This is a genomic window from Bosea sp. 124 (assembly GCF_003046175.1).
Taxonomy (GTDB): Bacteria; Pseudomonadota; Alphaproteobacteria; order Rhizobiales; family Beijerinckiaceae; genus Allobosea.
Genome location: NZ_PZZM01000001.1, coordinates 4,988,932 through 5,013,985, shown reverse-complemented (window position 1 = coordinate 5,013,985; position 25,054 = coordinate 4,988,932). Strand labels below are relative to the sequence as shown.

The window sequence follows — 25,054 nt, the reverse complement described above, 5'->3', positions numbered from 1 at the left end:
TCTCAAGCGGTTCCCAGGAGGTCGACATGGCCGAGCCCCAGCTTTCCGTCCGCAGTGCGCGGGCGCGGGACATTGCGCACCGTCTGGCGCAGCGCGAAAAGCGCACCGTCGCAAGCGTCGTCGAGCGCGCTCTAGAACTTTACGAGGCGAGGGAGGCGGGACGCGAGCCAGCTGCGGAGTTTTACGCGCGGTTGCGCGCGGAAGCCGCAACCGACATCGATCTGGAAGCGATCATTCGTGAAAATCGCAAGCCGCACCCCGGCATTGATCTGTGATTTTCGTCGATACGAACGTCATCTCCGAGATCTTGAATATCGTCCCCACGCGGCATGTCGAGGCGTGGCTGGCGCGCCATGATGCCGAACTCGCGCTGTCGTCTGTCGTGATCGCCGAGGTCGCATTAGGAATTCAGAAGATAAGGCCTGACGAGCGCGCCAAACGACTGGAAGGCGGCCTTCATGCGTTGAGGCAGCGGTTTGCCGGTCGCATCTTCCCATTCACTGAAGAGGCCGCGCTGACATATGGCGAGATCATGGGCCAGGCTGCGCGACGCGGTATCCAGATGTCAGGAGCCGACGGGATGATCGCCGCTGTTGCTCTGGTCAATGGTGGCCGCCTGGCAACGCGCAATGTCACGGATTTCAACGGCACTGGGCTGACGGTCATCAACCCCTGGGACTCGTGACCCGATTGCAGGTGTGAAAAAGGCGCCGCGATTGCTCGCGGCGCCCCTCTGATTGCGCAGGTCGAAACCCGATCTCAGCGATCGTCCTCGCCGGCTTCCGCCAGCGCGGCACCGACCTCGAGGCCGAGATCGTCGAGGTCGAACTCCTCACGGGCCGTGACGTTCTCGCCGCGCACCTGGCGCTCGGCTTCCTCGGCCGAACGGGCGATGTTGACGGTGACCGTGACCGAAACCTCCGGATGCAGCACGACCGGGACGGTGTGCAGGCCGAGCGTCTTGATCGGGGTGTTCAGCGTCACCTGGCTGCGGGCGACGTGGAAGCCTTCGGCGATCAGCGCCTCGGCGATGTCGCGGGTCGAGACCGAACCGTAGAGCACGCCGGACTCGCCCGACTGGCGCAGCATCACGACGCTGAAGCCGTCGAGCGTCCCGGCAACGGACTCGGCTTCCGACTTCAGCTCGAGATTGCGGGTCTCGAGCTCGATCTTCTGGCTCTCGAAGCGCTTGCGGTTCTCCTCGGTGGCGCGCAGCGCCTTGCCGCGGGCGAGCAGGTAGTTGCGGCCGAAGCCGTCGCGCACGCGGACGACTTCGCCCATCTGGCCGAGCTTGGCGACGCGTTCGAGCAGGATCACTTCCATGGTCTTCTTCCTTTTTGAGATCGGTTGGGTGTGGTTCAGGTCTTGGTAGTCAAGGCGGGTGGTTCAGGTCATGTCTTGGAAGGCGGTGGAGGCAGCGCGGCTCGCTTGCGCAGGCCGAGAAGGGTGTCGAGCACGCCGGCGAGCGCCAGCAGCGGGGTCAGCACGGCCTGCATCACGACGAGCGCGACATAGACGCTGACGAGCATCGGGGTGCGCCAGGCCTGTCCGCGCGACAGGTCGTGCAGCATGGCGAGCCCGGTGAACATGAAGGTGGCGAGCAGGGCACCGACCAGGGCCACGCCCGCCAGCCCGACGAAGCCGTCGAGCGCGGCCGTGGCGAAACCCGCCGCCAGCAGCAGCAGCGCCTGGCGCGGCAACGTCGTCGACGGGATGAAGGGCCAGGGCCGTGGCAGGCGGCCCGAAAGCCGGACGGCCTTTGCGGCGATCCAGAGATTGGCGGTGATCGTGGTGACGACCGAGGCGCCGATGCCGAGCGGCACGGCCCGCACCAGCAGCGGCGTGACGCTTGCCGCGAGCTCGGCCTGCGTGGTGCCCTCCGGCAGGGTGAGCATCTTGCTGCGGACCATCTCGGCCAGCAGGTTCTCGACGATGCGCGCGATGACCGAGCGATAGGCCTCGTAATCCGTCGTCATCACCAGCGCGCTGGCGACGGTCGCCATCGTCGCGGTCGCAGCGATCCAGATCATCAGGTTGCCGAGCGGATACCATTCAGTCGCGGCCGTGCCGTCCGTCCGTGCCAGCAAGGCCAGATAGGCGATCCACCAGGCCGGCAGGGCGATGATCAGCGCAAACGCGATGCCGGCCGGCAGGCTGAGCGCGATGGCGACAGCGACCGCGCCGGCGGCTGCGGCGAACAGCCCGGCGCGGTGGTTCCAGCCGAGCGCGGCGATCAGGATCGGAAGGGGGGCAGCCGAATACAACAGCACGGCCAGCGGCGATCCGGTGATCACCACTGAGAAGAGCAGGGCCGCAACCAGGCCCGCGCCGATGCCGACGATCGGAATCATTCGTTGTCCTGCTGTCCCGCTGCTCCCGGGCCTGACGGCCGGGCAGGGTGAGAGGCATTCCGCCTCAACGAACCCGGTGGAGTTTCACCACAGGGCGACTGGTGGAATTCAGGTCAGTATCCGGCGGCGATCGCTCGCCGCCGGGGTATTCCAATCCGCTCAGCGGATGACGTAGGGCAGCAGGCCGAGGAAGCGGGCGCGCTTGATCGCCTGGGCGAGCTCGCGCTGCTTCTTGGCGGAGACCGCCGTGATGCGCGACGGCACGATCTTGCCGCGCTCGGAGATGTAGCGCGAGAGCAGGCGCACATCCTTGTAGTCGATCTTCGGAGCGCCCTCGCCCGAGAAGGGGCAGGACTTGCGGCGGCGGAAGAAGGGGCGGCGTGCGCCAGCGGATGCAGTCGACATGGCTCAGGCCTCCGCGCCGGTCGTTTCAGGAGCAGCTTCGTCGTCACGACGCGGACGGTCACGACGCGGGCCGCGGTCGAAACGGTCGCCGCCGCCGGGACGGTCGAAGCGGTCGCCCCGGTCGCCACGATCATCACGGTCGCGCTTCTGCAGCATGGCCGACTGGCCTTCCTCGAGCTCTTCGACGCGGATGGTCAGGAAGCGCAGCACGTCCTCGTTGATGCGCATCTGGCGCTCCATCTCCAGCACGGCGGCGGAGGGAGCGTCGATGTTCAGCAGCGAGTAATGCGCCTTGCGGTTCTTCTTGATGCGATAGCCCAGCGACTTGACGCCCCAGTACTCGATCTTGGGGACCGAGCCGCCATTCGCCTCGATGATGCCCTTGAACGTCTCGACAAGGGTCTCGACCTGCTGCGCGCTGACGTCTTGCCGCGCGAGCAGAACATGCTCGTACAATGCCATGGTTGGCCTTCCTCGTTTCACCCTGTTTCGCTCGGCGCGGAGCCCTCCGAGCCCTGGATAAGGCCCGACAGGATTTCATCGAAGGCGGAGACACGGGATGACGACTCCCTGAAGGAGCCTGCGGAGCGATCTCGTGGAGGGTGAGTGCGCAGCGCCATCCGTTCAGCCTCCGGCCGAACAAACAGGAGGCGGTCGTTACAGGCTCGGGCCCCGTCATGCAACCGAAATCAGTGCGCCGCCCCGGTTTTGGAGGCGAATATTCCGGCCCCGCGCTTGACTTGACGTCCAAGGCAGTGTGACAGCCCGGTGAATTCGCGCAAGAAAACTTTGAATTCGAGGCAGCCGAATGACGACCGCGTTCCTCTTTCCCGGGCAGGGCTCCCAGGCTGTCGGCATGGGCAAGACACTCGCCGAGGCTTTCCCGGTGGCCAAGGCCGTGTTCGACGAGGTCGATGCGGCGCTGTCGCAGAAGCTCTCTGCGCTGATGTGGGACGGTCCTCTCGACGAGCTGACCCTCACCGCCAACGCGCAGCCGGCGCTGATGGCCGTCAGCCTCGCGGTCGTGCGCGTGCTTGAAGCGGAAGCCGGGCTCGATCTGAAGCGCGACGCAGCCTTCGTCGCCGGCCATTCGCTCGGCGAATATTCGGCGCTCGCCGCCGCCGGCACCTTCAGCATCGCCGATGCGGCGCGCCTGCTGCGCATTCGCGGCGACGCCATGCAGAAGGCCGTGCCGCCGGGCGAGGGCGCCATGGCGGCCCTGCTCGGTGCCGAACTCGATCTGGCGCGCGCCATCGCCGCCGACGCGGCCCAGGGGCAGGCCTGCGAGGTGGCCAACGATAATGGCGGCGGCCAGGTCGTGCTGTCCGGGGCAAAGGCCGCCGTCGAGCGCGCCATTGCGCTGGCCGGCGAGCGCGGCGTCAGGCGCGCCATGCTCCTGCCGGTTTCGGCCCCGTTCCATTGCACGCTGATGCAGCCGGCGGCCGAGGCCATGCAGGCGGCGCTGGCGCAGGTTGCCATGCAGGCGCCGGTGGTGCCGGTCATGGCCAATGTCGGTGCAGCCCCGCTCACCGAGCCGGACGCGATTCGTGCCTCGCTGGTGGCGCAGGTCACGGGTACGGTGCGCTGGCGCGAATGCGTCGAGGCCATGACGGCGGCCGGCGTGACGCGTTTCGTCGAGGCCGGCAGCGGCAAGGTCCTGGCCGGACTGGTCAAGCGCATCGCCGCGGGCGCGACGCCGCTCTCGGTTGGAACGGCCGACGATGTTGCAGGTTACAAACCCTGAACGGCCGCAAGGGCGCGAACGGGTAAAAAAGCTCTGAACGGGCAAGAGACGGCAGAACGCCGAAAGGGAGAGACGATGCTTGATCTGACGGGCAGGAAGGCTCTTGTCACGGGCGCGACCGGGGGCCTCGGCGGCGCCATCGCGCGCGTGCTTCATGCACAGGGTGCCACGGTCGCGCTTTCGGGCACGCGAATGGAGGCCCTCGAGGCGCTGGCCGCCGAATTCGGCGAGCGCGTCGTGATCGCGCCCTGCAACCTCGCCGACAAGGATTCGGTCGAGGCGCTCGTGCCCTCAGCCGAGGAGAAGCTCGGCGGTCTCGATATCCTCGTGAACAATGCCGGCGTGACAAAGGACAATCTCTTCCTGCGCCTGAAGGACGAGGACTGGGACAGCGTCATCGCGGTCAACCTGACGGCGGCCTTCCGGCTCTCGCGCGCGGCCGTGAAGTCGATGATGCGCCGCCGTTATGGCCGCATCATCTCGATCGGCTCCGTCGTCGGCACCACCGGCAATCCGGGGCAAGGCAATTATGCCGCCTCCAAAGCCGGGTTGATCGGCATGTCGAAGGCGCTCGCCGCCGAAGTCGCCAGCCGCAACATCACCGTCAACGTCGTGTCGCCGGGCTTCATCGAGTCACCGATGACGCAGTCGCTGACCGAGAAGCAGCGCGAGGGCATCCTCTCCGACGTGCCGATGGGGCGCCTCGGCTCGGGCGCCGACGTCGCGGCCGCTGTGGCCTATCTCGCCAGTGGAGAGGCGGGATACGTGACGGGCCAGACCCTTCACGTCAACGGCGGAATGACAATGGTTTGAAGGCCTTGCTGTCGATTTTCAATAAGTTCCATGCTCCTCGGGACGCTCTCGCCAGCCATGATCTCGTGTGTTAACTAGCGCCGTCGGGCTGCGATGCAGGAGGCGGGGGACTTGACGGGAACCCGGTTGTTGCGTTTGTGCAGGCTTCGAGTTCCGACCCGTCGACACCGTTTCGGTGAGGTGGGATTCAGGAGTGACCGTCCCTATATGCGGCGCGATCCAGCGTTGCGTGTTTTCAATCTTTAAGGAAAAGACCCATGAGCGATGTCGCCGAGCGCGTGAAGAAGATCGTGGTCGAGCATCTCGGCGTCGAGCCTGAGAAGGTCGTGGATGGCGCCAATTTCATCGAGGATCTCGGGGCGGACAGCCTCGACACGGTCGAGCTCGTGATGGCGTTCGAGGAAGAATTCGGCGTCGAAATCCCTGACGATGCGGCCGAGACGATCGTGACCGTCGGCGACGCCGTCAAGTTCCTGTCGAAGACCGCCTGATCGACTGCTCTGGCCGATCGCTGCAGAAAGAGCCATGGTTTCGCGCAGTCTCCCGATGCGACGTGTCGTCGTGACCGGACTTGGCATGGTGACGCCGCTGGCCTGCGGCGTCGAGCCGACCTGGTCTCGTATCCTTGCCGGCGCCAGTGGCGCCGGCCCCATCACCAGTTTCGACTGCAGTGATCTGCCGGCGCGTATCGCCTGCAACATCCTGCGTGGCGACGGCTCGAACGGCACCTTCAATCCTGACGACTGGATGGAGCCGAAGGAGCAGCGCAAGGTCGACGACTTCATCGTCTTCGCCATGGCTGCCGCCAAGCAGGCGTTGACCGACGCGAACTGGAAGCCCGAGAGTTACGAGGACCAGATCGCGACCGGCGTCGCCATCGGCTCCGGGATTGGTGGGCTCGGCGGCATCTACGAGGCTTCGATCCTGCTCAAGGAGCGCGGCCCGCGCCGTCTCTCACCCTTCTTCATTCCGGGCCGGCTGAGCAATCTCGCTGCCGGTTACGTCTCGATCGAGCACGGCCTCAAGGGCCCCAATCACGCCGTGGTCACCGCGTGCTCGACCGGCGCGCACGCCATCGGCGACGCTTCTCGCATGATCGCGCTCGGCGATGCCGAGGTGATGGTCGCTGGCGGCGCCGAATCGGCGATCAACCGTCTCGGCATCGCAGGTTTCTGCGCCTGCCGGGCGCTCTCCACGGATTTCAACGACACGCCTGAAAAGGCCTCGCGTCCCTATGACAAGGATCGCGACGGATTTGTCATGGGCGAGGGCGCCGGCGTCGTCGTGCTCGAGGAACTCGAGCACGCTCTGGCGCGCGGCGCGCGCATCTATGCCGAGGTCGTCGGCTACGGCATGTCGGGCGACGCCTATCACATCACCTCGCCGGCCGAGGATGGCGACGGCGCCTATCGCTGCATGCAGGCCGCGCTGAACCGCGCCGGCATCACAGCCTCCGAACTCGACTACATCAATGCGCATGGCACCTCGACGCAGCTTGGCGACGAGATCGAGCTGCGCGCAGCCGAGCGCCTGCTCGCCAACGCTCCGAAGAAGCCGGCGATGTCGTCGACCAAATCGGCGACGGGCCATCTGCTCGGCGCGGCCGGCGCGGTCGAGGCGATCTTCGCGATCCTGGCGATTCGCGACCAGATCGCGCCGCCGACGATCAATCTCGACAATCCCTCCGTCGAGACCGATCTCGATCTCGTTCCGCACGTCGCGCGCAAGCGGAAGATCGACGTTGTTCTGTCGAACTCCTTCGGTTTCGGCGGAACGAACGCGTCGCTGGTGATGCGGCGCTATGCCGATGGCGCGTAAGTGCCTTCGGGCAGCGCGCTTTCGCCATAATGTTCGTTAGAGTGCTCCGCTCATTGTGGAGCGCGAATTTGCTTTCACAGGCACCGTGAATCCGGCTCTAGTAAATCGGCTATTTGCCGACAGGCTCCGGTTCGCGGTTTTTGCCGTCTGGCCGGATTGGGCCGTGATGATGTCCGAAGTGCGAGCGCTAGACCCGTGAACGATTCGCCCCGCGTTGCCCCGAAGAGCCCCAGCGAGGCTTTGAAGCCGGTCGCACCGCCGGCGCCGCCGCCGAAAGCGCGCCGGCGTCGGCGCAGCAGCCCCTTCGTTGCGATGATGAGCGGGCTGTTCACGGCGTTGCTCGTGGTCGCAGGGCTGGTCGGCGCCGGGGTCGCGATGGTCGGCAGCCAGAGCCGCGCGCCCGGGCCGCTCGCGAGTGATCGCGTCCTGATCATCCCCAAGGACAGCGGCCTGACGGAGATCGCCGATCTGCTGCAGCGCGAAGGCATGATCGAGCACCCTTGGGCCTTTCGCGTCTCGGCGCTGGTCAGCGGCAACTGGACCAAGCTGAAAGCGGGCGAATACCTGTTCAAGGCCCGAATCAGCCAAGCCGATATTCTCGACATCATTGCCGAGGGCAAGGTCGTCGAGCATTCGATCACCGTGCCCGAAGGGCTGACCAGCGAGCAGATCGTGGCGCGGCTGCGGGACAACGATCTGCTGACGGGCGACATCATCCAGGTGCCGCGCGAGGGCTCGATCCTGCCAGATACCTACCGGATTCCGCGTGGCTTCAGCCGGCAGGCGATCATCGACCGCATGACGCGCGACCAGCGCGCCGTGCTCGCGCGGGTCTGGGAGCGCAAGCCGGCCGACCTCCCGATCAAGACGCCGCAGGAACTCGTCGTGCTTGCCTCCATCGTCGAGAAGGAGACCGGGCGCGCCGATGAGCGGCCGCGCGTCGCCGGCGTCTTCATCAACCGGCTGAATCGCAAGATGAAGCTCCAGTCCGACCCGACGATCGTCTACGGCATCGTCGGCGGCAAGGGCACGCTCGGCCGCTCGATACAGCGCAGCGAGATCACCCAGGCCAGCCCTTACAACACCTATGTCATCGATGGATTGCCACCGGGGCCGATCGCCAATCCCGGCCGGGCCGCCATGGAGGCGGTGGTCAATCATTCCCGCACCAGGGATCTTTATTTCGTCGCCGACGGCAGCGGCGGACACGCCTTTGCCGAAACGCTCGATCAGCACAACCGCAATGTCGGGCGCTGGCGCCAGATCGAGGCGACGCGCCGCGAACCCGGCAAGCCTGCGGCGGAAACCTCCGTCGACAAGGTCGAGCCGCCCCCGGGGCCGGACACGCGCACGGAAGCGCCCGGCCAGCCGCCAGCCGAGGGCGAGGCCATCGAGACCTGGCCGGCTCCCGGCAACCGCCGCGCCGGCGCTTCGGGACCCCAGCAGGGGGCGAATCTCGCGGGAGGCGTGCGCGCGCGCGCCTTCGACGCCTCGGAGGGAACGGCGCGCGACCCGCTGCTGAACAAGAGCTTCGATCTCAATTCGCCGAAGCAGGTTCCCGCGCTCCGGCCCTGACGCCCGGCGCGCCGCCGTCCCCGTTTTCCTGAACCGGCGGGCCGGCCCGCGCTTGCTCCCCGCTGCCCCCGCCACTACGGTCCGGCCGCGTTGAGGGGCGGAGACCGACATCGTGGCCATCGAGAGCATGACGGGCTTTGCCCGCGCGGCCGGAACCGTGGGCATCCATGCCTGGGCCTGGGAGATTCGCAGCGTCAACGGCCGTGGCCTGGACATTCGCGTGCGCGTGCCGCCGGGCTTCGAGGTGCTGGCGGAGGCTGCCCGCAAGCGTCTGACCGGCGCCTTTGCGCGCGGCACGCTCCACGTCAATCTCCAGATCACCAGCGATGCCGGCCCGCCGCGCCCCCGCATCAACGAGGCGGCGCTGGCAGGCCTGCTGCAGTCGATCGCGCGTCTCCCGGCCTCGGATACCGTGCGCCCGCCATCCTATGACGGCCTGCTCGGCATCCGTGGCGTGGTCGAACTCGCCGAGGAGAGCGAGGATGCCCTGACAGTCGTCGAGGCGGCGGTTCTGGCTGGGCTGGAATCGGTCGTGCTCGGCCTGAAGGAGGCCCGCGCCAGCGAGGGCCGGGCGCTCGAGGTCGTCCTCTCCGGCCATCTCGAAACCATCGCGCGTTTGACGCTTCAGGCCGAACAGCATCCGGCCCGGGGGGTAGAAGCCATCCGCGAACGCATCGCGGCACAGGTCGCCGCCTTGCTGGAGGCGAGCCAGGCGCTCGATCCGCAGCGCTTGCATCAGGAGGCGGCGCTGCTGGCGGTCAAGGCCGACATCCGCGAGGAGATCGACCGGCTGCACGCCCATGTCGCGGCGTTGCGCCTGCTGTTCGACCAGGGCGGGCCGATCGGCCGCAAGCTCGATTTTCTGTCTCAGGAATTCGGCCGCGAGGCCTCGACGCTCTGCGCCAAGGCGGGCGATGCCGGCCTCTCGCGCATCGGCCTCGAACTGCGCACCGTGGTCGACCAGATGCGCGAGCAGGTTCAGAATGTGGAGTGAGTGCTGATGGCCGATGTTCTGCGCCCGGCCCGTCGTGGCCTGATCATGATCATGTCCTCGCCCTCGGGAGCGGGGAAATCGACGCTGACGCGGACGCTGTCCAAATCGCCGAGTGAGACCAATCTCGACCTGTCGATCTCGGTGACGACGCGCGCCAAGCGCCCCTCCGAGATCGAGGGGGTGCATTACCACTTCATCGATCGCGAGACCTTCGAGCAGATGCGCGATCGCGACGAACTGCTGGAATGGGCCGAGGTGCACGGCAACGGCTACGGCACGCCGCGCAAGCCCGTGGAAGCTTCGCTTAAGGCGGGCCGCGATGTGCTCTTCGACATCGACTGGCAGGGCACACAGCAGATCCTGGAGCGCGCGCGCGAGGACGTCGTCAGCATCTTCATCCTGCCACCCTCGATGGCGGAGCTGCGTTCGCGCCTGGTGCGCCGCGCCGAGGACGCGCCCGACGTCATCGCCAAGCGTCTTGCCAACGCCCGCGAGGAGATCGCGCGCTGGACCGTCTACGACTACGTCATCGTCAATGACGACCTCGACAAGGCCTATGAGGCCGTCCGTTCGATCCTTGCCGCCGAGCGGCTCAAGCGCAGCCGCGCCATCGGCCTCGGTGAATTCGTCGAGCAACTGCTGACCGAGAAACTGCCCTGAGCGCAGACGTCAGAGCCGCGCCGCCAGCGTGTTGGCGAGCCTGACGAAGCCTGCCACCGGCACCTCCTCGGCACGGGCGGTGGGTGCGAGGCCGGCGTCATCGATCCATGCGCCGGGCTCCGCCAGCACGGCCTTCAGGCTTTGCCGCAGCATCTTGCGGCGCTGGCCGAAGGCCGCGAGCGTGATCCGTTCGAGCAGGCGCCGGTCGCAGGGCTCCGGATGGGCGCGCGGCACGAGCTGCACCACCGCCGAGGTGATCTTGGGCGGAGGCACGAAGGCGCTGCGCGGCACGTCGAACAGGATCTTCGTCTCGCACCGCCAGTTGCACAGCACCGCCAGCCGGCCGTAATCCGCCCGCTGCTCCGGCGTCGCCACGATCCGCTCGGCGACCTCGCGCTGGAACATCAGCGTGAGCGAGGTCCACCAGGGCGGCCAGGCCTCCGGGCTGAGCCAGCCGACCAGCAGCGGCGTGCCGATATTATAGGGCAGGTTCGCGATGATGCGGGCGGGCCTGCCGTCGAGCCGGCTCGAGAGGTCGACCGCCAGCGCGTCGCCATCGACGATCTCCAGACGGCCGGGATAATGCGCCGCGATCTCCTCCAGTGCCGGCAGGCAGCGCCGGTCGCGCTCTATCGCGATGACCCGGCCGGCGCCGTTCGCCAGCAGCGCCCGCGTCAGCCCGCCGGGGCCAGGTCCGATCTCCACGACCGTCTCGCCTTCCAGTGATCCGGCCGAGCGCGCGATCCGCGAGGTCAGGTTGAGATCGTAGAGGAAGTTCTGGCCCAGCGACTTCTGCGCCATCAGCCCATGGCGCTCGACCACCTCGCGCAGGGGCGGCAGGGTATCGATCTGGCTCATGCGGCGGCCCGTTCGTGCTGCGCCACCATGCGTGCAGCCAGTTTTAGCGCGGCGACCAGGCTGTCCGGCCGCGCGATGCCCTTGCCAGCGATGTCGAAGGCGGTGCCGTGGTCCGGCGAGGTGCGGATGAAGGGTAGGCCCAGTGTGACGTTGACGCCCTCGTCGAAGGCGATCGTCTTGATCGGGATCAGCGCTTGGTCGTGATACATCGCCAGGGCCGCGTCATAGCCGGCGCGTGCCCGCGCATGGAACATCGTATCCGCCGGATAAGGACCGCCGGCATCGATGCCGAGTGCCCGCAGCGCCGCGACGGCGGGCCGGACGACGGTTGCATCCTCGTGGCCGAGAGCACCGTCTTCGCCGGCATGGGGGTTGAGTCCGCTCAGCGCCAGCCGCGGCGCGGCGATGCCGAAGCTGCGCGTCAGGCCCTCTGCGACGATCCGCCCGGTCGCGACGATCAACTCCGTGGTCAGCAGGTCCGGCACTGCCCGCAGCGGGACATGGATGGTGACCGGCACGACCGCGAGTTCGGCGCACCAGAGCATCATCACGGGAAGGGGCGGCGGCCCGCCATCGGCCGCGAGATGGGCGAGATATTCAGTATGGCCGGGATGAGCGAACCCGGCCGCGTAGAGCACCGATTTCGCGATCGGGTTGGTCACGACCGCGCCGGCTCGCCCTTGCCGTACGGCCGCGACGGCGCGCGCGATCGATGCGATCGTGCCTGGCGCCGTCGCCGGGTCGGGGCGCCCGGGCTCTGCAGTCACCGCCTCGTCGAGCGGGATCACCGGCAGCGCGTCGGGGAAGTGCCGTCCGACCTCGTCCCAGCTACAGGCGACCAGGGGCACGTCGAGTCCGAGCCGTCGGGACAGCCTCGCCAGATGGTCGATATCGGCGAGGCAGGCGAAGCTTGGAAGAGCGAGAGCCTTGCGGCGCTGCCAGGCGAGCAGGCTGAGCTCGGGTCCGATACCGGCCGGGTCGCCCTGTGTCAGGGCGAGCGGCGGCAAGGGCATCGCGGCCTCCGCGCGCATCTGGCAGTCCTTGTCACCATGGCGCCGCTGCCGGGCTCCGGCTCAGCGGCTGGAGGTCACGCCGTCGCCGACGGACGAGGCGTCGAGGTTTTGCGAGTAGCTGAGCTCGCCGAGCGTCCTGAGTTCGAGCCGGAACATCACGGTGCGCGTGTCCTTCGTCGCGCCGGACTGGCGGTCGGCATAGCTCTGCGAATAGCTGACGTCGAAGACGGTGCATTCGTCGGTGTAGTTGATCCCGAACGACGTCGAGGCGGCCTGGAACAATCCCGTATCCGTATATTTCGGGATCGCGACCGTCGATGGGGACGCGAGCCACGCGGCGTACTGAGTGGCCCGGACCTCGCGGTCATATTTGTACTTGTCGAGATCGAACAGGACGCCGGCCCGCAGGCGCCAGTTCGGCGTGACCAGAAGCGACCCGTTGAGCGAAACGCCCTCGCGTCGGCGGAAGATACCGAGGTTGGGTTGTGGCTCATAGCGGCCATAACCCAGCGAGGCGGTCACGACACTCGTCGCATAGGTCGCGGCGGCGTCGATGCGCTGTGTCTCGAAGGTGCTCTGGTTCAGACGTGTCGCGCCCGTGAAGAACAGTCCCGTGAAGGGCGAGAACTGGGCACGCGCCACGATATCGGACTTGGTCGTCTCGAGACCGGAATCCAGGCCGGTGTTGAGCAGGTCTCCACTGGCGAAGGAGTTGCGGCCCGCCAGGTGATAGGATTGGCCGAGCAGCAGGTTGGCAAAGCCTTCCTTGCCGAAGCGCCCGGTGTAGAGCGCACCGACATTGGCGCGCGTACCGCCCTCGACCCGGTCGTAGCCGGAGAACTTGCCGCTCCACTCGAACAGGTTATTGGCGTCGAAGACGAGGCTCTGCGCGTCCTCGTTGGCAACGCGCAGGCTGTTGGTCTCGTTCGGGCGGGCCACGATCTGCGCCACCGGCTCGATGATATGCGTGCCCCAGGACGTCTTGGCGACGAAGGGGTAGCGATACATCAGGCCGATCGCCGGCATCGCCCGGCCGAAGACCTCGTCCGAAGTGTCGGCGATCGTTCGGACATTCGCGTTCGGATAACCGGTCGTGTCCGGGTTGACCGAGAAGATGTCGGCTCGCACCGAGGCATAGGGCGTCCAGACCTGGCCGAGTGGGTCGATGATGTTGCGCCGCCACGACACCTCGGCGGTGGCGCGCGCGACGCTGCCGGCGAGGCCGCGGATCAGACATGTGCTCTTCTGATAGACGGCGCAGCCGTCATACAGAGAATAGCCCACGCCGGTGTTCGTCGTGCCGCTGACCAGATAGGCCGTCTGACGGGGCAACTGCTGGAACGCCGCCCTATCGCGCGTGAGATGCGTGACATTGGCGTTGAAGCTCAGTTCGCCGCCGAGGAAGCTCGGCTTGTGAACCCGCTTGTTGTAGTCGAGCACTGGCAGTACGACCGGCTGCTGCTTCTGCCAGTCCGTCGAAGTCAGCGGCTGGAAATAATAGCCGCGCAGGTCGAACCAGGCGGTTGCGCTCTGGCCGTTCAGATAGGCGGTCGAGATCGCTTCCTGGAGGTAGGTGGTGGCGCTGAAGCTCTCGTTGAGGATGCGGTAGTTCTTGTAGAACCAGCGATCCGTCGACATCGAGGCGTTCCAGCCGAACGTCCATCGCGGATTGATGAAGAACTTGCCGTTGGTCTCCACCGAGCCGCGGAACGTGTCTTCGCCGGCGCCCAAGGGAGCCGCCAGGAACGCTTCCTTCTCCTGCTGGAAGATGCCCGAGGCACGGATCGTGTAGGAGCCGTTCACCACGCGGTGGCGCCATTCGACCTGGCCGAGTAGGCCCTGCCGGCTCAGATAGGTCGGCGTTACCGTCAGGTCGTAGTTCGGCGCCAGGTTGATGAAATAGGGCAGCCCGACGCCAAAGCCGAGCGGCCCGGTGTTGAGGAACTTCGGCGACAGGAAGCCGGATTTCCGCTTCACCGTCGAATCCGGCCCCGACATGTAGGGGATATAGGCCAGCGGCACGCCTGCGAATTCGAGACGGGCCTCCTCGTAATAGATCGTCTGCTCGGCCTTCTTGTGGATGATCCGCGCCGAGCGGACCTGCCACAGCGGCGGCCTCTCGGGGTTGTCCTTGCAGGGCTCGCAGGCGGTGTAGATGCCCTTCTCGAAGATGAAGGTTTCGCCGTCGGTACGCTCGGCGCGGGGTGCGCTGAAGCGGGTCTTGTCGGGGTTCACGACGCGAAGCGAATCGATGAAGCCGTCGCGGAAATCGTCCGTCAGGTTGAAGCGGTCGCCGGTGATGACGGTGCCGTTCGCCTCGGTGATGCGGGCATTGCCGGTCGCGACGACTCGCTTGCCGGCCTGGTCGTAGGTGACCTTGTCGGCCTCGATCGTGCGGCCCTGATAGAGAATCTGGACGTCGCCGACGGCCGAAACGGTCTTCTTGTCGTTGTCGTAGACCAGTTCGCGTGCATCGACGACCATCCGCTCCTGCTTGGCAGGCGGAGTCTGCGCGAAGGCGCTCCCGGCGGAGGCCAGGATACAGGCAAGGCTCGAGGCGAGGGCGGTCGCCGCGGCAAAACGAGCCATGCGTGTCACGCCCGGAAGCATACGCTCAATCCTAAATTAACCATAGGCACAGTAAGATTTACCCGTCTTCCTGATGGAGGAGGGCCAGAACACCCAGCATCGCTCCAATGGTCGCGGGCAGCCACGCTGCGACCATCGGATTGACGATGCCCGACGAACCGAGCTCTTCCGAAAGCTGCGTCGCAACATAGAGCACGAAGCCTGCGGCGACACCACCTATCACCAGTTTGGTCACCCCACCAAACCTGAAAAATCTTAAGGAAACGGATGCGGCCACCAGCACCATGGCGACGAGCAGCAGGGGCCGCGCCATCAGCGACTGGTAGCGTAGTTCGTAGCGCGTGGTGTCGAGGCCGGCCCGCTGCGTCCGCTCGATCACGGCCGGCATCGACCAGAACCCGACGGCGTCGGGCGGGGTAAAGCTCTGCCGCACCTGTTCGGGCTCCAGCGTCGTCGCGAACAGATAGGTCTGGTACGTCTGTGGCTCTTCCATGGCGGAGACGACGCGGGCATCCGTCAGTTCCCAGTAGCCGGGATGCAGCACGGCCTGCCGCGCGTCGATCCGCTCGCTGAAGCCGCCGCCGGGCGAGAAGCTGAATATCGCGACATTCGCCAGGCCGTTGCCCTCCGGCAGCGATCCGGACGCCCGGATGATCGCCTGCCCGTCGATGCTGCGCTGCCTCAGCCAGATGTCGGGCGCGTTGCCCGACATGGCGGCACGAACGAACAGGCGGGTTTCGAGCGCCGTGGCCTTGCGCTTCAGCTCGGCCGCGACGGGGTTGTAGACCAGGATCGAGACGAGCCCGATCACACCGGCGACCATCGCCGCCGGCTGCAGGAACTGCCAGGCCGACACGCCGACAGAGCGGGCGACGACAAGTTCGAGCTTCCGGCTCAGTGTCAGCAGCGCGAACATGCCGCCGAACAGCACGGCGAAGGGGAAGATCTGTTCGGCCACGCTCGGCACGCGAAACAGCGCGAGCTGCACGATCAGCGGCGTCGTCGCAGCCGGCGAATCGCCGGCTCTCCGCATCAGCTCGACGAAATCGAGCGTGCCGATCAGGAAGAAGAACGTGCCGAATACACCCAGGATCGAGCGGGTGAACTGCTTCGTCAGATAGCGTCCGAAGGTGGAGGTCAGCAGCATCAGGCGCGCCTGAACCTGGCCGTCAGCCCGGCCAGCGGCGCTTTCAGCGGCGCCGTCGCCCGGGAGAAGAATGGCCGCAGGCGCTGGCCATACAGGATCACCGCCGTGGCGGCGATGATTGCGACCACCGGCAGCACATAGAGCATCACAGCCGCCAAGGGTGACCGGACGCTCGCCGTCCAGGCCATATAGGCGCCGATTCGGGTTGCTGCGACGATCAGGATCGCGGCCTGGATCGCGAAGGCGCGGCCCTGGCGGGTGGTGCGCGCCTCGCCGATGCAGGCGAAGGCGATCAGCATGAACGCCATCGGGTAGAGCGGTGCCGAGAGGCGGTTGTGCAGTTCGGCACGGAAGCGCCCCTCTTGGTATTTGTAGTAGTTCTCGTTCGGATCCTGATTGAGGAGCTGCCAGGTCGAGCGTTCGCGCGGCTTGTAGACTGCCTTGTCGCCGTCGCCTTCGCCCGCACCGCCGGTGGCGTCGCCAGACAAGGCCGACAGGTTCAGCGCATAGCGCTCGAACGAGATGATCGAGGTCGTGTCGGTGTTCTTGGTCTCGCGCTGGATCGTGCCCTTTTCCAGCATCAGGAAGCTGGAGCCGTCGACCTCGACGGTGCGGCCGCGCTCGGCGATGTAGATCGAGGGCTGGTTCGGGTCACGCCTGTCCTGCATGAAGATGCCGACCAGCGCATCGCCCGAACGCTCCCGGTAATGGAAGGTGACGCCTGAATCGAGCGAGACGAACTGCCCCTCCTTGACGACATTGGCGACGAAATCGGCCCGGATCAGCGTGATCAGGTCGCGCAGCATCCGAAAGCCCGTCGGCATCACCGACAGCGTCATCCAGCTCACCAGCAGCGAGACCGCGATCGTCAGCACGATGAAGGGGCGCGTGATGCGATGCGGCGCGACGCCGGCAGCGTTCATCACGATCAGCTCGGAATCGCCGTTGAGCCGGTTCAGCGTATAGAGCGTCGCCATGAACAGCGCGACGGGCGCGATGCCGGCGATCAGCGCCGGCAGCGACAGAAGCGTCACGGTGAAGAAGATCAGCACCGTCTGGCCCTTGCCGGTGATCAGATCGACCTCGCGCAGCGCCTGGGTGACCCAGATCACGCTTGTGAGCCCGACCAGCAGGACGATCGATGCGATCGTCGCCATCTTCAGGATGTAGCGGTCGAGACGCTGCAGCAGCACGCTTGGGCTTCCGATTGGGCAGCACGGGATCAGCCCTGCGCTGGTGGTTCGCGGAAATCACCCTATGGTATAGGCGCAATCAAGGCGCAAACGGGAATCGTTTGCGGCCGTTTCGTTTCGTCCCGCCCAAAGCCCACTCGCAACATCGTGAGCCGATCATGTCGCAGCGCCTGAAGCTCGAGATCAAAGCCCTCAACGCGATCGGAGGGCAGGACCTCGTCATTCTCGTCTCCGACACGCTCACGCCGCCGAAAGCCGCCGAGGAATGGCTGGGAGAGGGCGCCCATGCCCTGCTCGCGCGCGCCGCCGCCGCCGAACGCTTCAAGGGCAAGGCACTCGCCGGGCTGACGCTGCTGGCTCCGGACGGTGCCGGCTATGAGCGCCTGATCGCGGTCGGCGTCGGTCCCGAGGCCGAGCGCGGCACGCTCGATTTCGCCAAGCTCGGCGGTGCCATTGCCGGCCGCCTCGGTCATGGCCGCAGCGTCGATGTGATTCTGGCGTTGCCGGAAGGGCCGCTCGGTGCCGAGCATGCAGCGGAGATCGCACTCGGGATGCGGCTGCGCTCCTATGTCTTCGACCAGTACAAGACGAAGAGCAAAAAGCCGGAGGAAGCCGAGCCGATCGCGGTGACGCTGCGCGCCGGCGACCCCTCGCTGGTGAAGAAGGCGCTGAAGGCGCGCGACGCGGTCGCGGCCGGTGTCGAACTCGCGCGCAATCTCGTCAACGAGCCGCCGAACGTCCTCTATCCGGAGGAGTTCGCCGACCGGGCCGCCAAGCTCGAGAAGCTCGGCGTCGAGGTCGAGGTCCTCGACGAGAAGCAACTCCGCAAGATCGGCATGCGCGCGCTTCTGGCCGTCGGCCAGGGCTCGCGGCGCGAAAGCCGCGTCGCGATCATGCGCTGGAACGGCGCCAAGAGCAGCGTCCAGCCGATCGCCTTCGTCGGCAAGGGAGTGACCTTCGACACCGGCGGCATCTCGCTGAAGCCCGGTGCCGGCATGGAGGACATGAAGGGCGACATGGCTGGCGCGGCCTGCGTCACCGGCCTGATGCATGCGCTCGCGGCCCGCAAGGCCAAGGTCAACGCCATCGGTATCATCGGCCTCGTCGAGAACATGCCCGACGGCAACGCCCAGCGCCCGGGCGATATCGTCACTTCGCTTTCGGGCCAGACCATCGAGATCATCAACACCGACGCGGAAGGGCGGCTCGTTCTGGCCGATGTGCTCTGGTACACGCAGGAGCAGTTCAAGCCGCAGTTCATGATCAACCTGGCGACGCTGACCGGCGCGATCCTGGTCGCGCTGGCGCAGGAGTATGCCGGGCTGTTCTCCAACAGCGACGAACTCAGCGAGCGGCTCTCGGCGGCTGGCAAAGCCACGGGCGAAACCGTGTGGCGCATGCCGCTCGGCAAGGCCTACGACAAGATGATCGATTCGAAGTTTGCCGACATGAAGAACGCCGCCGGCCGCCATGGCGGATCGATCACCGCCGCCCAGTTCCTGCAGCGCCATGTCAACGACTGCCCCTGGGTGCATCTCGACATCGCCGGCACCGGCATGAGCTCGCCGAACTCCGAAACCAATCGGTCCTGGGGCTCGGGCTGGGGCGTGCGCCTGCTCGACCGGCTGGTCGCCGAGCATTACGAGAGCTGACTCGATCTGGCAGGGTGCAGGCGCAGATTGCTGTAACATAAAGGCTTTCGATGGCCGAGATCCTGTTCTTCCACCTTCAGTCGCGCCCGCTCGAACAGGTGCTGCCGACGATCCTCGACCGCGCCTTGTCGCGCGGCCAGAGGGTGGTGGTCGAGCTGTCGAGCCAGGAGCGGCTGAGCGCGGTCGACGACCATCTCTGGACCTATTCGGACGAAAGCTTCCTGCCCCATGTCACGGCGATGGAGGCCGATGCCGCGAGCAACCCGGTGGTGCTGACGACGCATGCGCACAACCCCAACGCTGCCCAGGTTCGCATCTGCGCCGAAGGTGTTCGCATTCCCGACGCAATGCAGGACTACGAGCGCGTTGTTCTGATATTCGATGGTGACGATCCCGACGCGCTGACCGCGGCGCGCGAGGATTGGAAGAAGGCCAGGGCCTCGGGTCTCGCCGCCAGCTACTGGCAGCAGGACGAGACCGGCCGCTGGGAGAAAAAAGCGTGAGACTGCCCATTCTGTTCGTTTGTGCCGCCGCGCTTGGCGGGTGCTCCGTCGATATGGGCGGCTTCGCCTTCACCTCCGAAAGCCGCGACGGCCGGACGACCGCGACGACGAGCAGCATCACGGCCCGCGCCTCGACGCGGGAGGCGAGCCTAACGCCCGACGGCGAATGCAGCGCCGATGTCTCTCTCGATCCCTCGACCCGCCCGCTGCCACCGTCCATCGCCGAAGGCATCACCGAATGCGAGCTGGTCAAGCTCAAGGGCGCCCGCCCGACCGACGTGCTGATCGGCGAAAGCGGCAAGGGCCAGCGCGAGACGCAGGTGCTCTACGCCGAGCCGGGCGGCCGCGAGATCTACATGTTCACCGACAACCGGCTGAGCCGGATCGTGAAGCCCGGGCAGGGTTGACCGGCGCGAGGCGTCATCCCTGCTGGATTGATCATCCGGTCTGATCTGGCCAGTGATAAGCCCAAATCGACAGACGAGATCATCCGAGCCATCGACTCAGATTTCGCCATTCTTCGCAGCGTCTCCACCGATCAACAGGTCCCGAATCGTCTTTGGCACCGGATATCCGTATCCGTCTCCGAGATCATGCCAACGAAGCCGACCGGATCGATGATGATCGCTGGTATAGAGGTCGGTTCCGATGGCTTCCATCGCCAGCAACAGGGCCTGGGTCGAGTCAACTCCATATCCGGCGCCTTCATGGGCGCCTTCCGGCCATCCAATGCGATAGCGGCAGGACCAATCGCGCTCTCCCTGAACGGGAAGGTCGACCGATACCGCGATGGCGACATCACGCCCCCCGTCGGAGTAATGAAGCATCCGTTCAGCTATCTTCATGCAGCGCCTCAATAGTTGAAGGGCGGGATTTGCCGGCGAGCCAGGCAAGCTGAATAACGTTGGTAGGTCTGCTCGTAACATGACGCCAAACCAACCATTCGGCATTGGAATATATCGCGATCGAACTGTGCTTCGCAGATCGCGCGCAAGCCGCGGCTGGTTGCCGCTGCTATGGATTGAAGTGGATTGAGAGCCGCGCCAGAACCAACAGCCGCATCTCCGGCAGTCCATTGCCCTGCGTCCGGATTTCCTGCGGGTACGCAAGGTTGATCCGGGTTGAAACTCTCTTTTGCCATCAGGCGGCAAAGCCGCTCGAACGCGGCCATCATGCGATCGCCTGCTATCTTCGATGATAGCGCCAAGGCTTGTTTGCGACTGGCGTTCTGGTCGTAGAAATTGATGAGCTGGCGCATCTGTTGCTTTCCCGAGAGCGAGAACGCCGATGCTAAGCGGCGCAATACCTCCCGGGATAAGTTAGCGGTGCTCAGGCGCTCTCCAGCTCCGCGCTCAACTCCAGCCACTCTTCCTCCGCGGCCTCCAGCGTCTTCGCCAGAACCGCGCGCTGCTTCGACAACTCGCGCGCCTTGTTCGGGTCGCGGGCGAAGGCCGAGCCGTTGCCGAGCACGCCGTCGACCTTCTCGATCAGCCCGGTCAGTTTGGCGATCTTGGCCTCCGCGAGGTTGAGCTTCTGCCGCAGCGGGCCTTGCGCCACGCGTTTCACCGCTGCGCCCTTGCGCTCCTCAGCCTTGCCGTTGGCGGCCGCGGCGTCCGGAGTGGCCTTCTCGCGCCTGGCCGCCTTGGCGCCGCCGAGCACGAGGCTGCGATAATCCTCCATGTCGCCGTCGAAATTCTTGACCGTGCCGTCGCCGACGATCCAGAGCCGGTCGGCACAGGATTCGATCAGGAAGCGGTCATGGCTGACGAGGATGACGGCGCCCGGATAATCGTTGATCGCGTTGACCAATGCGGTGCGGCTGTCGATGTCGAGATGGTTCGTCGGCTCGTCGAGGATGAGCAGGTGAGGGCCGCCGAAGGCTGCCAGCCCGAGCATCAGCCGGGCCTTCTCGCCGCCCGACAGGTTCTTGACCGGCGTCTCGGCCTTTTGCGCCGGAAAGCCGATCTGCGCCGCCTTGGAGCGGACCTTGGCCTCGGGCGCGTCGGGCATCAGGTCGCGCAGATGGCCGACCGGCGTGTCCTCCATCCGCAACTCGTCGAGCTGGTGCTGGGCGAAATACGCCGTCTCCAGCTTGGACGAACTGCGCATCTCGCCCGACAGCGGCGCGAGCCTGCCGCCGATCAGCTTGCAGAAGGTCGACTTGCCGTTGCCGTTCGAGCCGAGCAGCGCGATGCGGTCGTCCGGCAGCAGTGTCAGGTTCAGCTTGGAGAGCACCTTGCGCTCGCCATAGCCTGCGCTGGCGTCGTTCAGCACGATCATCGGCGGCGCCAGCGGGCGCTCGGGACCAGGCAGGCTGAACGGTTGGACGTCGCGGTCGACGATGCTCGCGATCGATTCCATCTTTTCGAGCCGCTTGACGCGCGACTGGGCCTGGCGCGCCTTCGAGGCCTTGGCCTTGAAGCGGTCGACGAAGGCCTGAAGATGCTTGCGCTCGGCGTCCTGCTTCTCCTTGGCCTTGGAGAGCTGCATCTGCTTCTCGGCGCGCTGCTTGACGAAAGAGGTGTAGCCGCCGCGATAGATCGTCAGCTTGCCCTGATCGAGATGCAGGATGTGGTCGACGCAGGTGTCGAGCAGTTCGCGGTCATGGCTGACGACGAGGACAGTGTGCGGGTAGCGCTCGAGATAGTCGTAGAGCCAGAGCGTGCCTTCGAGGTCGAGATAATTGGTCGGTTCGTCGAGCAGCAGCAGATCGGGCTCGGAGAACAGAACGGCCGCCAGCGCGACGCGCATGCGCCAGCCGCCGGAAAAATCGGAGCAGGGCCGCTGCTGGGCCTCTTCGTTGAAGCCGAGGCCGTGCAGCACCGTGGCTGCCCGCGCCGGGGCCGAGTGGGCATTGATGTCGGCCAGCCGCGTCTCGATCTCGGCGATGCGGTGCGGATCGGTCGCGGTCTCCGATTCCGCCATCAGCGCGGCGCGCTCGGTGTCGGCGGCGAGCACGACCTCGATCAGCGATTCAGGTCCGCCCGGCGCTTCCTGGGCGACGCCGCCTATCCGGCGGCCCTTGGGCAGGCTGATCGTCCCGCCCTCCGGCGAGAGCTCGCCGGTGATCATCCGGAACAGGGTGGTCTTGCCGGTGCCGTTGCGGCCAACGAGGCCCACGCGCGAGCCATCCGGCAGCGAGGCGCTGGCATGGTCGAGCAGCAATCTCTCGCCGAGACGGTAGGTGATATCGTTGATGGTGAGCATGGCCGGGGTTTTGGCGTGAAGCCGAGGCGAAGGCAATCACGAAAACCAGGGCAAATGCCGCGCCACGCTTTCGCCATGATACCGCCTTTTCGCGGCCGGGAGGCGCCGTCACGCAGGGTAAGTCAAGAATTCCTGATTCGGCGGGGACGTCATGCGGTTCGATTTGAATGCATTCGGTCGGCGTCGTAGCTCGATGGCCGCCTCGATGCTCGTCTTCCTGTCGGTCCTGGCCGGCAGTGTCGCTGCGCTGGCAGCCTTCGTGCCTCTGTCCTAACGTCACTCTTCAACCAAAGTTAACCTTGGTCTGCTGTATTCGGTGTTGGTTAAACCAGCGCCGAAACCGGAGTCCCGGGATTTTGCTCAGCCTCAGGGTCAGACTTCCTGCCGCCATGCTCGGGCTGGCGTGCCTGGCCGTGCTCGCGGTCGGGCTGTCCGCCTATCGCGCGGTGACGGTCTGGGCCGAGGATGCCGTCGAGGAGCGACTCAGTGTTCTCGCGGAGGGGCGTGCCAGGGCGCTGGAGCGCCGCTGGCAGCGTCTGGGCGCAGAGCTCTCCGTTCAAGCGCGCAGCGCTTATCTCGTGTCCTCTCTCGACGAGATCAGGGGGTGGATGGAGCTGCCCGAGGAGCGCGCGAGGATCGTGGCGCATTTCCAGGGTGATGGGCTGCCCGATCGCGACGAGCGCATGCAGCGCACCGGCGCCGGGCAGAGCCACGGCTATCTGCAGCGGCACGCGGCGATCCACGATACCTATCTCGCCGCGCTTCAGCAGTTCGACTATGCCGACATCTACCTCGTCTCGCCGAGGGGGCGGGTGGTCTACAGCGTCACCAAGGGGCCGGAATTCGGGCGCCTGCTGAGTGATCCGGATCTGGCGGAGACGGGCCTTGCAAAGGTCGTCGCCGCCGCTGCGACGGCCGCTGACGAGCCCTCCATGCGCGATCTGGCGCCCTATGACGTGATCGGCGGCGAGCCCCGTGCCTTTCTGGCGCAGCGCTTCCGCAATCCGGCCTCCGGAGAGCTGGTCGGGACGATGGTGATCTCGATCAGCCCGGCCTTCATCGACAATACGCTGGCCTCGATTGCGGGCGCCTCCTTGGACATCATGACGTATGTCGTCGGCGCGGATGGATTCATGCGCTCCGATCCGGCGGCGCGCCGCGCCGGCACTGCGCCGGCCGGGACACTCGACCGGAACCGGCTGACGCAGACCGGCGGTTCGCTGTTGAGATTGGCCAGTCGCGAGGGCGAGCCGCTCGTCGTCATCGGCCGCGAATTTCAGGTCGGGCAGGGCACCTGGCTGCTCTGGCTCGCTGAGCCGGAGCGCGTCGCCTTCGCTGTGGTCGACAAGATGGACCGGGCAATCGTGATCGGCGGGCTCAGCGTCCTCGGTCCGCTCTTGCTGGTCGCGCTCCTGCTCGGCCTGTCCGTGGCGCGGCCGATCGGCGGTCTGGCCGAGGCGCTCGCCGGCATCGCCGCGGGCCGCACAGACCAACGCATCCCGGGCGAGAAGCGGCGAGACGAGATCGGCGAGATTGCGCGATCGGTCCGCCAGATCCGCGAAAACCTGCTGCAGGACGAGGCCGCTCGCCTGGGTGAGCGCGAGGAGCGCGAGAAGGAGGCGGGCGTCCAGCGCATGACGCTGCTCGCCGATCTCGCCAGCGACCTCGAACGCTCCGTGCTCGGCGTGACCGCCGCCGTATCGGCATCGGCCGAACAGCTCAACGTCACGGCCCATGAGCTTTCGGGCGGCGCGCGGCAGACCCTGGCGAATGCCGGGACCGTCCATGGCGCGACCTCGCGTGCGGTCGCCAGCATCCGCTCGATCGAGGGCGCCGCACGGGAACTGCGGCACGCCATCGACCAGCTCGACGGCGACGTCCAGTCGTCCGACCGATCGGCTCGCTCGGCCAAGGAGCATGCCGACCAGATGGGCGGCGTCGTCGATCAGCTCGCCGCCGGCGCGGCGCGCGTCTCCGATGTCATTGGCCTCATCTCCGACATCGCGGCCCAGACCAATCTGCTCGCCCTCAACGCCACCATCGAGGCGGCGCGCGCCGGAGAGGCCGGGCGCGGCTTCGCCGTGGTCGCTTCCGAGGTGAAGGGCCTGTCGGGACAGACAGCGCGGGCGATCGACGACATCTCGCGCCAGATCGCGACGATGAACGAGGCTACGACCGCGACGGTCGAGGCGATCACCGGCATCCGCGACATGATCGGCGGCCTGAGCGAGGCGGTCAGGCGCTCGGCCGAGACGATGCGGCGCCAGCACGGCGTCACTCACGCGATCGTCGAGGATGTCGGCATGGCGACGAGCGAGTTCAGTCGCATCGGCGAGGCGACGAGCCTTGTCTCCGCCGCCTCGCAGCAAACCTCGGACGCAGCCGCCGCGGTGTCGCGCGCCTCCGGCGAACTGACGGAACTCGCCCACTCGCTGAAATCGCGCGTCGCGGAATTCATCGTGCAAATCCGTGCCGCATGACTGTGCCGCATGACCGTGCGGCGTGACTGTGCAGCATGACCGCACCGTCTGG

Annotated in this window: 25 protein-coding genes; 13 read left to right on the top strand and 12 right to left on the bottom strand. The window is 66.4% G+C overall.

Features of this window, described 5'->3' with window-relative positions; all coding sequences use genetic code 11:
* Nucleotides 1–26: 26 nt before the first annotated feature.
* Together C8D03_RS23710 and C8D03_RS23705 are read left to right on the top strand one after the other, a co-directional pair.
* On the top strand, nt 27–275 hold the full coding sequence (locus tag C8D03_RS23710; protein ID WP_108051945.1) for a plasmid stabilization protein: 249 nt from the start codon (nt 27–29) through the stop codon (nt 273–275).
* Nucleotides 272–685 (top strand): type II toxin-antitoxin system VapC family toxin, encoded by a 414-nt coding sequence (locus tag C8D03_RS23705; RefSeq protein ID WP_108050236.1) that lies wholly within the window; start codon nt 272–274, stop codon nt 683–685. Before C8D03_RS23710 ends, C8D03_RS23705 begins: the two co-directional genes overlap by 4 nt.
* 74 nt (nt 686–759) lie before the next feature.
* Here C8D03_RS23705 and rplI read toward each other — a convergent pair whose 3' ends face one another.
* From rplI to rpsF, 4 genes are all read right to left on the bottom strand, one after another.
* The gene (gene rplI / locus C8D03_RS23700; RefSeq protein ID WP_108050234.1) at nt 760–1,323 is read right to left on the bottom strand and encodes a 50S ribosomal protein L9; all 564 of its coding nucleotides are present in this window, start codon (nt 1,321–1,323) and stop codon (nt 760–762) included.
* 68 nt (nt 1,324–1,391) lie between these two features.
* The gene (locus tag C8D03_RS23695) at nt 1,392–2,351 is read right to left on the bottom strand and encodes a DUF2232 domain-containing protein (protein ID WP_108050232.1); all 960 of its coding nucleotides are present in this window, start codon (nt 2,349–2,351) and stop codon (nt 1,392–1,394) included.
* 159 nt (nt 2,352–2,510) lie between these two features.
* Nucleotides 2,511–2,756 carry a 30S ribosomal protein S18 gene (gene rpsR / locus C8D03_RS23690; protein WP_038367644.1) on the bottom strand — a complete coding sequence of 82 codons (246 nt, stop codon included), beginning with the start codon at nt 2,754–2,756 and terminating at the stop codon, nt 2,511–2,513.
* Between the two features lie 3 nt (nt 2,757–2,759).
* Nucleotides 2,760–3,218: a 30S ribosomal protein S6 gene (gene rpsF, locus C8D03_RS23685; RefSeq protein WP_108050230.1), complete on the bottom strand. Its 459-nt coding sequence runs from the start codon at nt 3,216–3,218 to the stop codon at nt 2,760–2,762.
* Nucleotides 3,219–3,564: 346 nt separating this feature from the next.
* On the opposite strand from rpsF, the gene fabD reads away from it, so the two are divergent.
* The 7 genes from fabD to gmk all read left to right on the top strand — a co-directional run bounded on the left by fabD (nt 3,565) and on the right by gmk (nt 10,360).
* Nucleotides 3,565–4,500, top strand: coding sequence for an ACP S-malonyltransferase (gene fabD, locus C8D03_RS23680; RefSeq protein WP_108050228.1), 936 nt, complete (start codon nt 3,565–3,567; stop codon nt 4,498–4,500).
* A 75-nt stretch (nt 4,501–4,575) separates the two neighbouring features.
* A complete protein-coding gene (fabG, locus tag C8D03_RS23675; protein ID WP_108050226.1) occupies nt 4,576–5,313 on the top strand; it encodes a 3-oxoacyl-[acyl-carrier-protein] reductase in 738 nt (245 codons plus the stop codon).
* 257 nt (nt 5,314–5,570) lie between these two features.
* Nucleotides 5,571–5,804 carry an acyl carrier protein gene (locus C8D03_RS23670; protein ID WP_054207921.1) on the top strand — a complete coding sequence of 78 codons (234 nt, stop codon included), beginning with the start codon at nt 5,571–5,573 and terminating at the stop codon, nt 5,802–5,804.
* Between the two features lie 55 nt (nt 5,805–5,859).
* On the top strand, nt 5,860–7,131 hold the full coding sequence (gene fabF / locus C8D03_RS23665; protein WP_108051944.1) for a beta-ketoacyl-ACP synthase II: 1,272 nt from the start codon (nt 5,860–5,862) through the stop codon (nt 7,129–7,131).
* A 195-nt stretch (nt 7,132–7,326) separates the two neighbouring features.
* The gene (mltG, locus tag C8D03_RS23660; protein ID WP_248308603.1) at nt 7,327–8,706 is read left to right on the top strand and encodes an endolytic transglycosylase MltG; all 1,380 of its coding nucleotides are present in this window, start codon (nt 7,327–7,329) and stop codon (nt 8,704–8,706) included.
* 112 nt (nt 8,707–8,818) lie between these two features.
* Nucleotides 8,819–9,700, top strand: a complete 882-nt coding sequence (locus C8D03_RS23655) for a YicC/YloC family endoribonuclease (protein WP_108050221.1) — start codon at nt 8,819–8,821, stop codon at nt 9,698–9,700.
* A gap of 6 nt (nt 9,701–9,706) precedes the next feature.
* Nucleotides 9,707–10,360: a guanylate kinase gene (gmk, locus tag C8D03_RS23650; protein ID WP_108051943.1), complete on the top strand. Its 654-nt coding sequence runs from the start codon at nt 9,707–9,709 to the stop codon at nt 10,358–10,360.
* Between the two features lie 9 nt (nt 10,361–10,369).
* Here the strand turns inward: gmk and rsmA are convergent, their stop codons facing one another.
* Genes rsmA through lptF form a run of 5 tightly spaced genes read right to left on the bottom strand, consistent with a single transcriptional unit; the run spans nt 10,370 to nt 17,154 of the window.
* The gene (rsmA, locus tag C8D03_RS23645; RefSeq protein WP_108050219.1) at nt 10,370–11,218 is read right to left on the bottom strand and encodes a 16S rRNA (adenine(1518)-N(6)/adenine(1519)-N(6))-dimethyltransferase RsmA; all 849 of its coding nucleotides are present in this window, start codon (nt 11,216–11,218) and stop codon (nt 10,370–10,372) included.
* Entirely contained in the window at nt 11,215–12,249 is a 1,035-nt protein-coding gene (gene pdxA, locus C8D03_RS23640; protein ID WP_248308602.1) for a 4-hydroxythreonine-4-phosphate dehydrogenase PdxA, read from the bottom strand. Before pdxA ends, rsmA begins: the two co-directional genes overlap by 4 nt.
* Before the next feature lie 42 nt (nt 12,250–12,291).
* Nucleotides 12,292–14,820: an LPS-assembly protein LptD gene (locus C8D03_RS23635; protein WP_248308601.1), complete on the bottom strand. Its 2,529-nt coding sequence runs from the start codon at nt 14,818–14,820 to the stop codon at nt 12,292–12,294.
* A gap of 58 nt (nt 14,821–14,878) precedes the next feature.
* Nucleotides 14,879–15,967 (bottom strand): LPS export ABC transporter permease LptG, encoded by a 1,089-nt coding sequence (gene lptG, locus C8D03_RS23630; RefSeq protein ID WP_108050215.1) that lies wholly within the window; start codon nt 15,965–15,967, stop codon nt 14,879–14,881.
* Nucleotides 15,967–17,154 (bottom strand): LPS export ABC transporter permease LptF, encoded by a 1,188-nt coding sequence (lptF, locus tag C8D03_RS23625; protein WP_108051941.1) that lies wholly within the window; start codon nt 17,152–17,154, stop codon nt 15,967–15,969. Before lptF ends, lptG begins: the two co-directional genes overlap by 1 nt.
* Nucleotides 17,155–17,318: 164 nt before the next feature.
* Between lptF and C8D03_RS23620 the strand changes: the two genes are divergently transcribed.
* From C8D03_RS23620 to C8D03_RS26905, 3 genes are read left to right on the top strand one after another with little or no spacing between them, the layout of a single operon-like run.
* Nucleotides 17,319–18,812, top strand: coding sequence for a leucyl aminopeptidase (locus tag C8D03_RS23620; protein WP_108050213.1), 1,494 nt, complete (start codon nt 17,319–17,321; stop codon nt 18,810–18,812).
* A 50-nt stretch (nt 18,813–18,862) separates the two neighbouring features.
* Nucleotides 18,863–19,315, top strand: a complete 453-nt coding sequence (locus C8D03_RS23615; RefSeq protein ID WP_108050211.1) for a DNA polymerase III subunit chi — start codon at nt 18,863–18,865, stop codon at nt 19,313–19,315.
* On the top strand, nt 19,312–19,722 hold the full coding sequence (locus C8D03_RS26905; protein ID WP_248308599.1) for a hypothetical protein: 411 nt from the start codon (nt 19,312–19,314) through the stop codon (nt 19,720–19,722). The genes C8D03_RS23615 and C8D03_RS26905 overlap by 4 nt, the downstream gene beginning before the upstream one ends.
* A 96-nt stretch (nt 19,723–19,818) precedes the next feature.
* Here C8D03_RS26905 and C8D03_RS23605 read toward each other — a convergent pair whose 3' ends face one another.
* The 3 genes from C8D03_RS23605 to C8D03_RS23600 form a co-directional block, all read right to left on the bottom strand.
* On the bottom strand, nt 19,819–20,160 hold the full coding sequence (locus C8D03_RS23605) for a DUF6968 family protein (RefSeq protein ID WP_248308598.1): 342 nt from the start codon (nt 20,158–20,160) through the stop codon (nt 19,819–19,821).
* Nucleotides 20,161–20,168: 8 nt separating this feature from the next.
* Nucleotides 20,169–20,573, bottom strand: coding sequence for a hypothetical protein (locus tag C8D03_RS26290; RefSeq protein WP_146170274.1), 405 nt, complete (start codon nt 20,571–20,573; stop codon nt 20,169–20,171).
* A 71-nt stretch (nt 20,574–20,644) separates the two neighbouring features.
* Nucleotides 20,645–22,522, bottom strand: a complete 1,878-nt coding sequence (locus C8D03_RS23600) for an ABC-F family ATP-binding cassette domain-containing protein (protein WP_108050207.1) — start codon at nt 22,520–22,522, stop codon at nt 20,645–20,647.
* Between the two features lie 356 nt (nt 22,523–22,878).
* On the opposite strand from C8D03_RS23600, the gene C8D03_RS23595 reads away from it, so the two are divergent.
* Nucleotides 22,879–25,002 carry a methyl-accepting chemotaxis protein gene (locus C8D03_RS23595; RefSeq protein ID WP_181301206.1) on the top strand — a complete coding sequence of 708 codons (2,124 nt, stop codon included), beginning with the start codon at nt 22,879–22,881 and terminating at the stop codon, nt 25,000–25,002.
* Nucleotides 25,003–25,054 lie beyond the last annotated feature (52 nt).

Bases quoted from the DNA above. Each gene is read 5' to 3' on its own strand.
- C8D03_RS26290 (WP_146170274.1), bottom strand. From the start codon at position 20,573: ATGCGCCAGCTCATCAATTTCTACGACCAGAACGCCAGTCGCAAACAA.
- C8D03_RS23620 (WP_108050213.1), top strand. From the start codon at position 17,319: ATGTCGCAGCGCCTGAAGCTCGAGATCAAAGCCCTCAACGCGATCGGA.
- C8D03_RS23600 (WP_108050207.1), bottom strand. From the start codon at position 22,522: ATGCTCACCATCAACGATATCACCTACCGTCTCGGCGAGAGATTGCTG.
- C8D03_RS23635 (WP_248308601.1), bottom strand. From the start codon at position 14,820: ATGGCTCGTTTTGCCGCGGCGACCGCCCTCGCCTCGAGCCTTGCCTGT.
- rpsR (WP_038367644.1), bottom strand. From the start codon at position 2,756: ATGTCGACTGCATCCGCTGGCGCACGCCGCCCCTTCTTCCGCCGCCGC.
- C8D03_RS23695 (WP_108050232.1), bottom strand. From the start codon at position 2,351: ATGATTCCGATCGTCGGCATCGGCGCGGGCCTGGTTGCGGCCCTGCTC.
- C8D03_RS23615 (WP_108050211.1), top strand. From the start codon at position 18,863: ATGGCCGAGATCCTGTTCTTCCACCTTCAGTCGCGCCCGCTCGAACAG.
- rsmA (WP_108050219.1), bottom strand. From the start codon at position 11,218: ATGAGCCAGATCGATACCCTGCCGCCCCTGCGCGAGGTGGTCGAGCGC.
- fabD (WP_108050228.1), top strand. From the start codon at position 3,565: ATGACGACCGCGTTCCTCTTTCCCGGGCAGGGCTCCCAGGCTGTCGGC.
- C8D03_RS23605 (WP_248308598.1), bottom strand. From the start codon at position 20,160: ATGAAGATAGCTGAACGGATGCTTCATTACTCCGACGGGGGGCGTGAT.
- lptG (WP_108050215.1), bottom strand. From the start codon at position 15,967: ATGCTGCTGACCTCCACCTTCGGACGCTATCTGACGAAGCAGTTCACC.
- rplI (WP_108050234.1), bottom strand. From the start codon at position 1,323: ATGGAAGTGATCCTGCTCGAACGCGTCGCCAAGCTCGGCCAGATGGGC.
- fabF (WP_108051944.1), top strand. From the start codon at position 5,860: ATGCGACGTGTCGTCGTGACCGGACTTGGCATGGTGACGCCGCTGGCC.
- rpsF (WP_108050230.1), bottom strand. From the start codon at position 3,218: ATGGCATTGTACGAGCATGTTCTGCTCGCGCGGCAAGACGTCAGCGCG.
- C8D03_RS23710 (WP_108051945.1), top strand. From the start codon at position 27: ATGGCCGAGCCCCAGCTTTCCGTCCGCAGTGCGCGGGCGCGGGACATT.
- gmk (WP_108051943.1), top strand. From the start codon at position 9,707: ATGGCCGATGTTCTGCGCCCGGCCCGTCGTGGCCTGATCATGATCATG.
- fabG (WP_108050226.1), top strand. From the start codon at position 4,576: ATGCTTGATCTGACGGGCAGGAAGGCTCTTGTCACGGGCGCGACCGGG.
- pdxA (WP_248308602.1), bottom strand. From the start codon at position 12,249: ATGCGCGCGGAGGCCGCGATGCCCTTGCCGCCGCTCGCCCTGACACAG.
- C8D03_RS23670 (WP_054207921.1), top strand. From the start codon at position 5,571: ATGAGCGATGTCGCCGAGCGCGTGAAGAAGATCGTGGTCGAGCATCTC.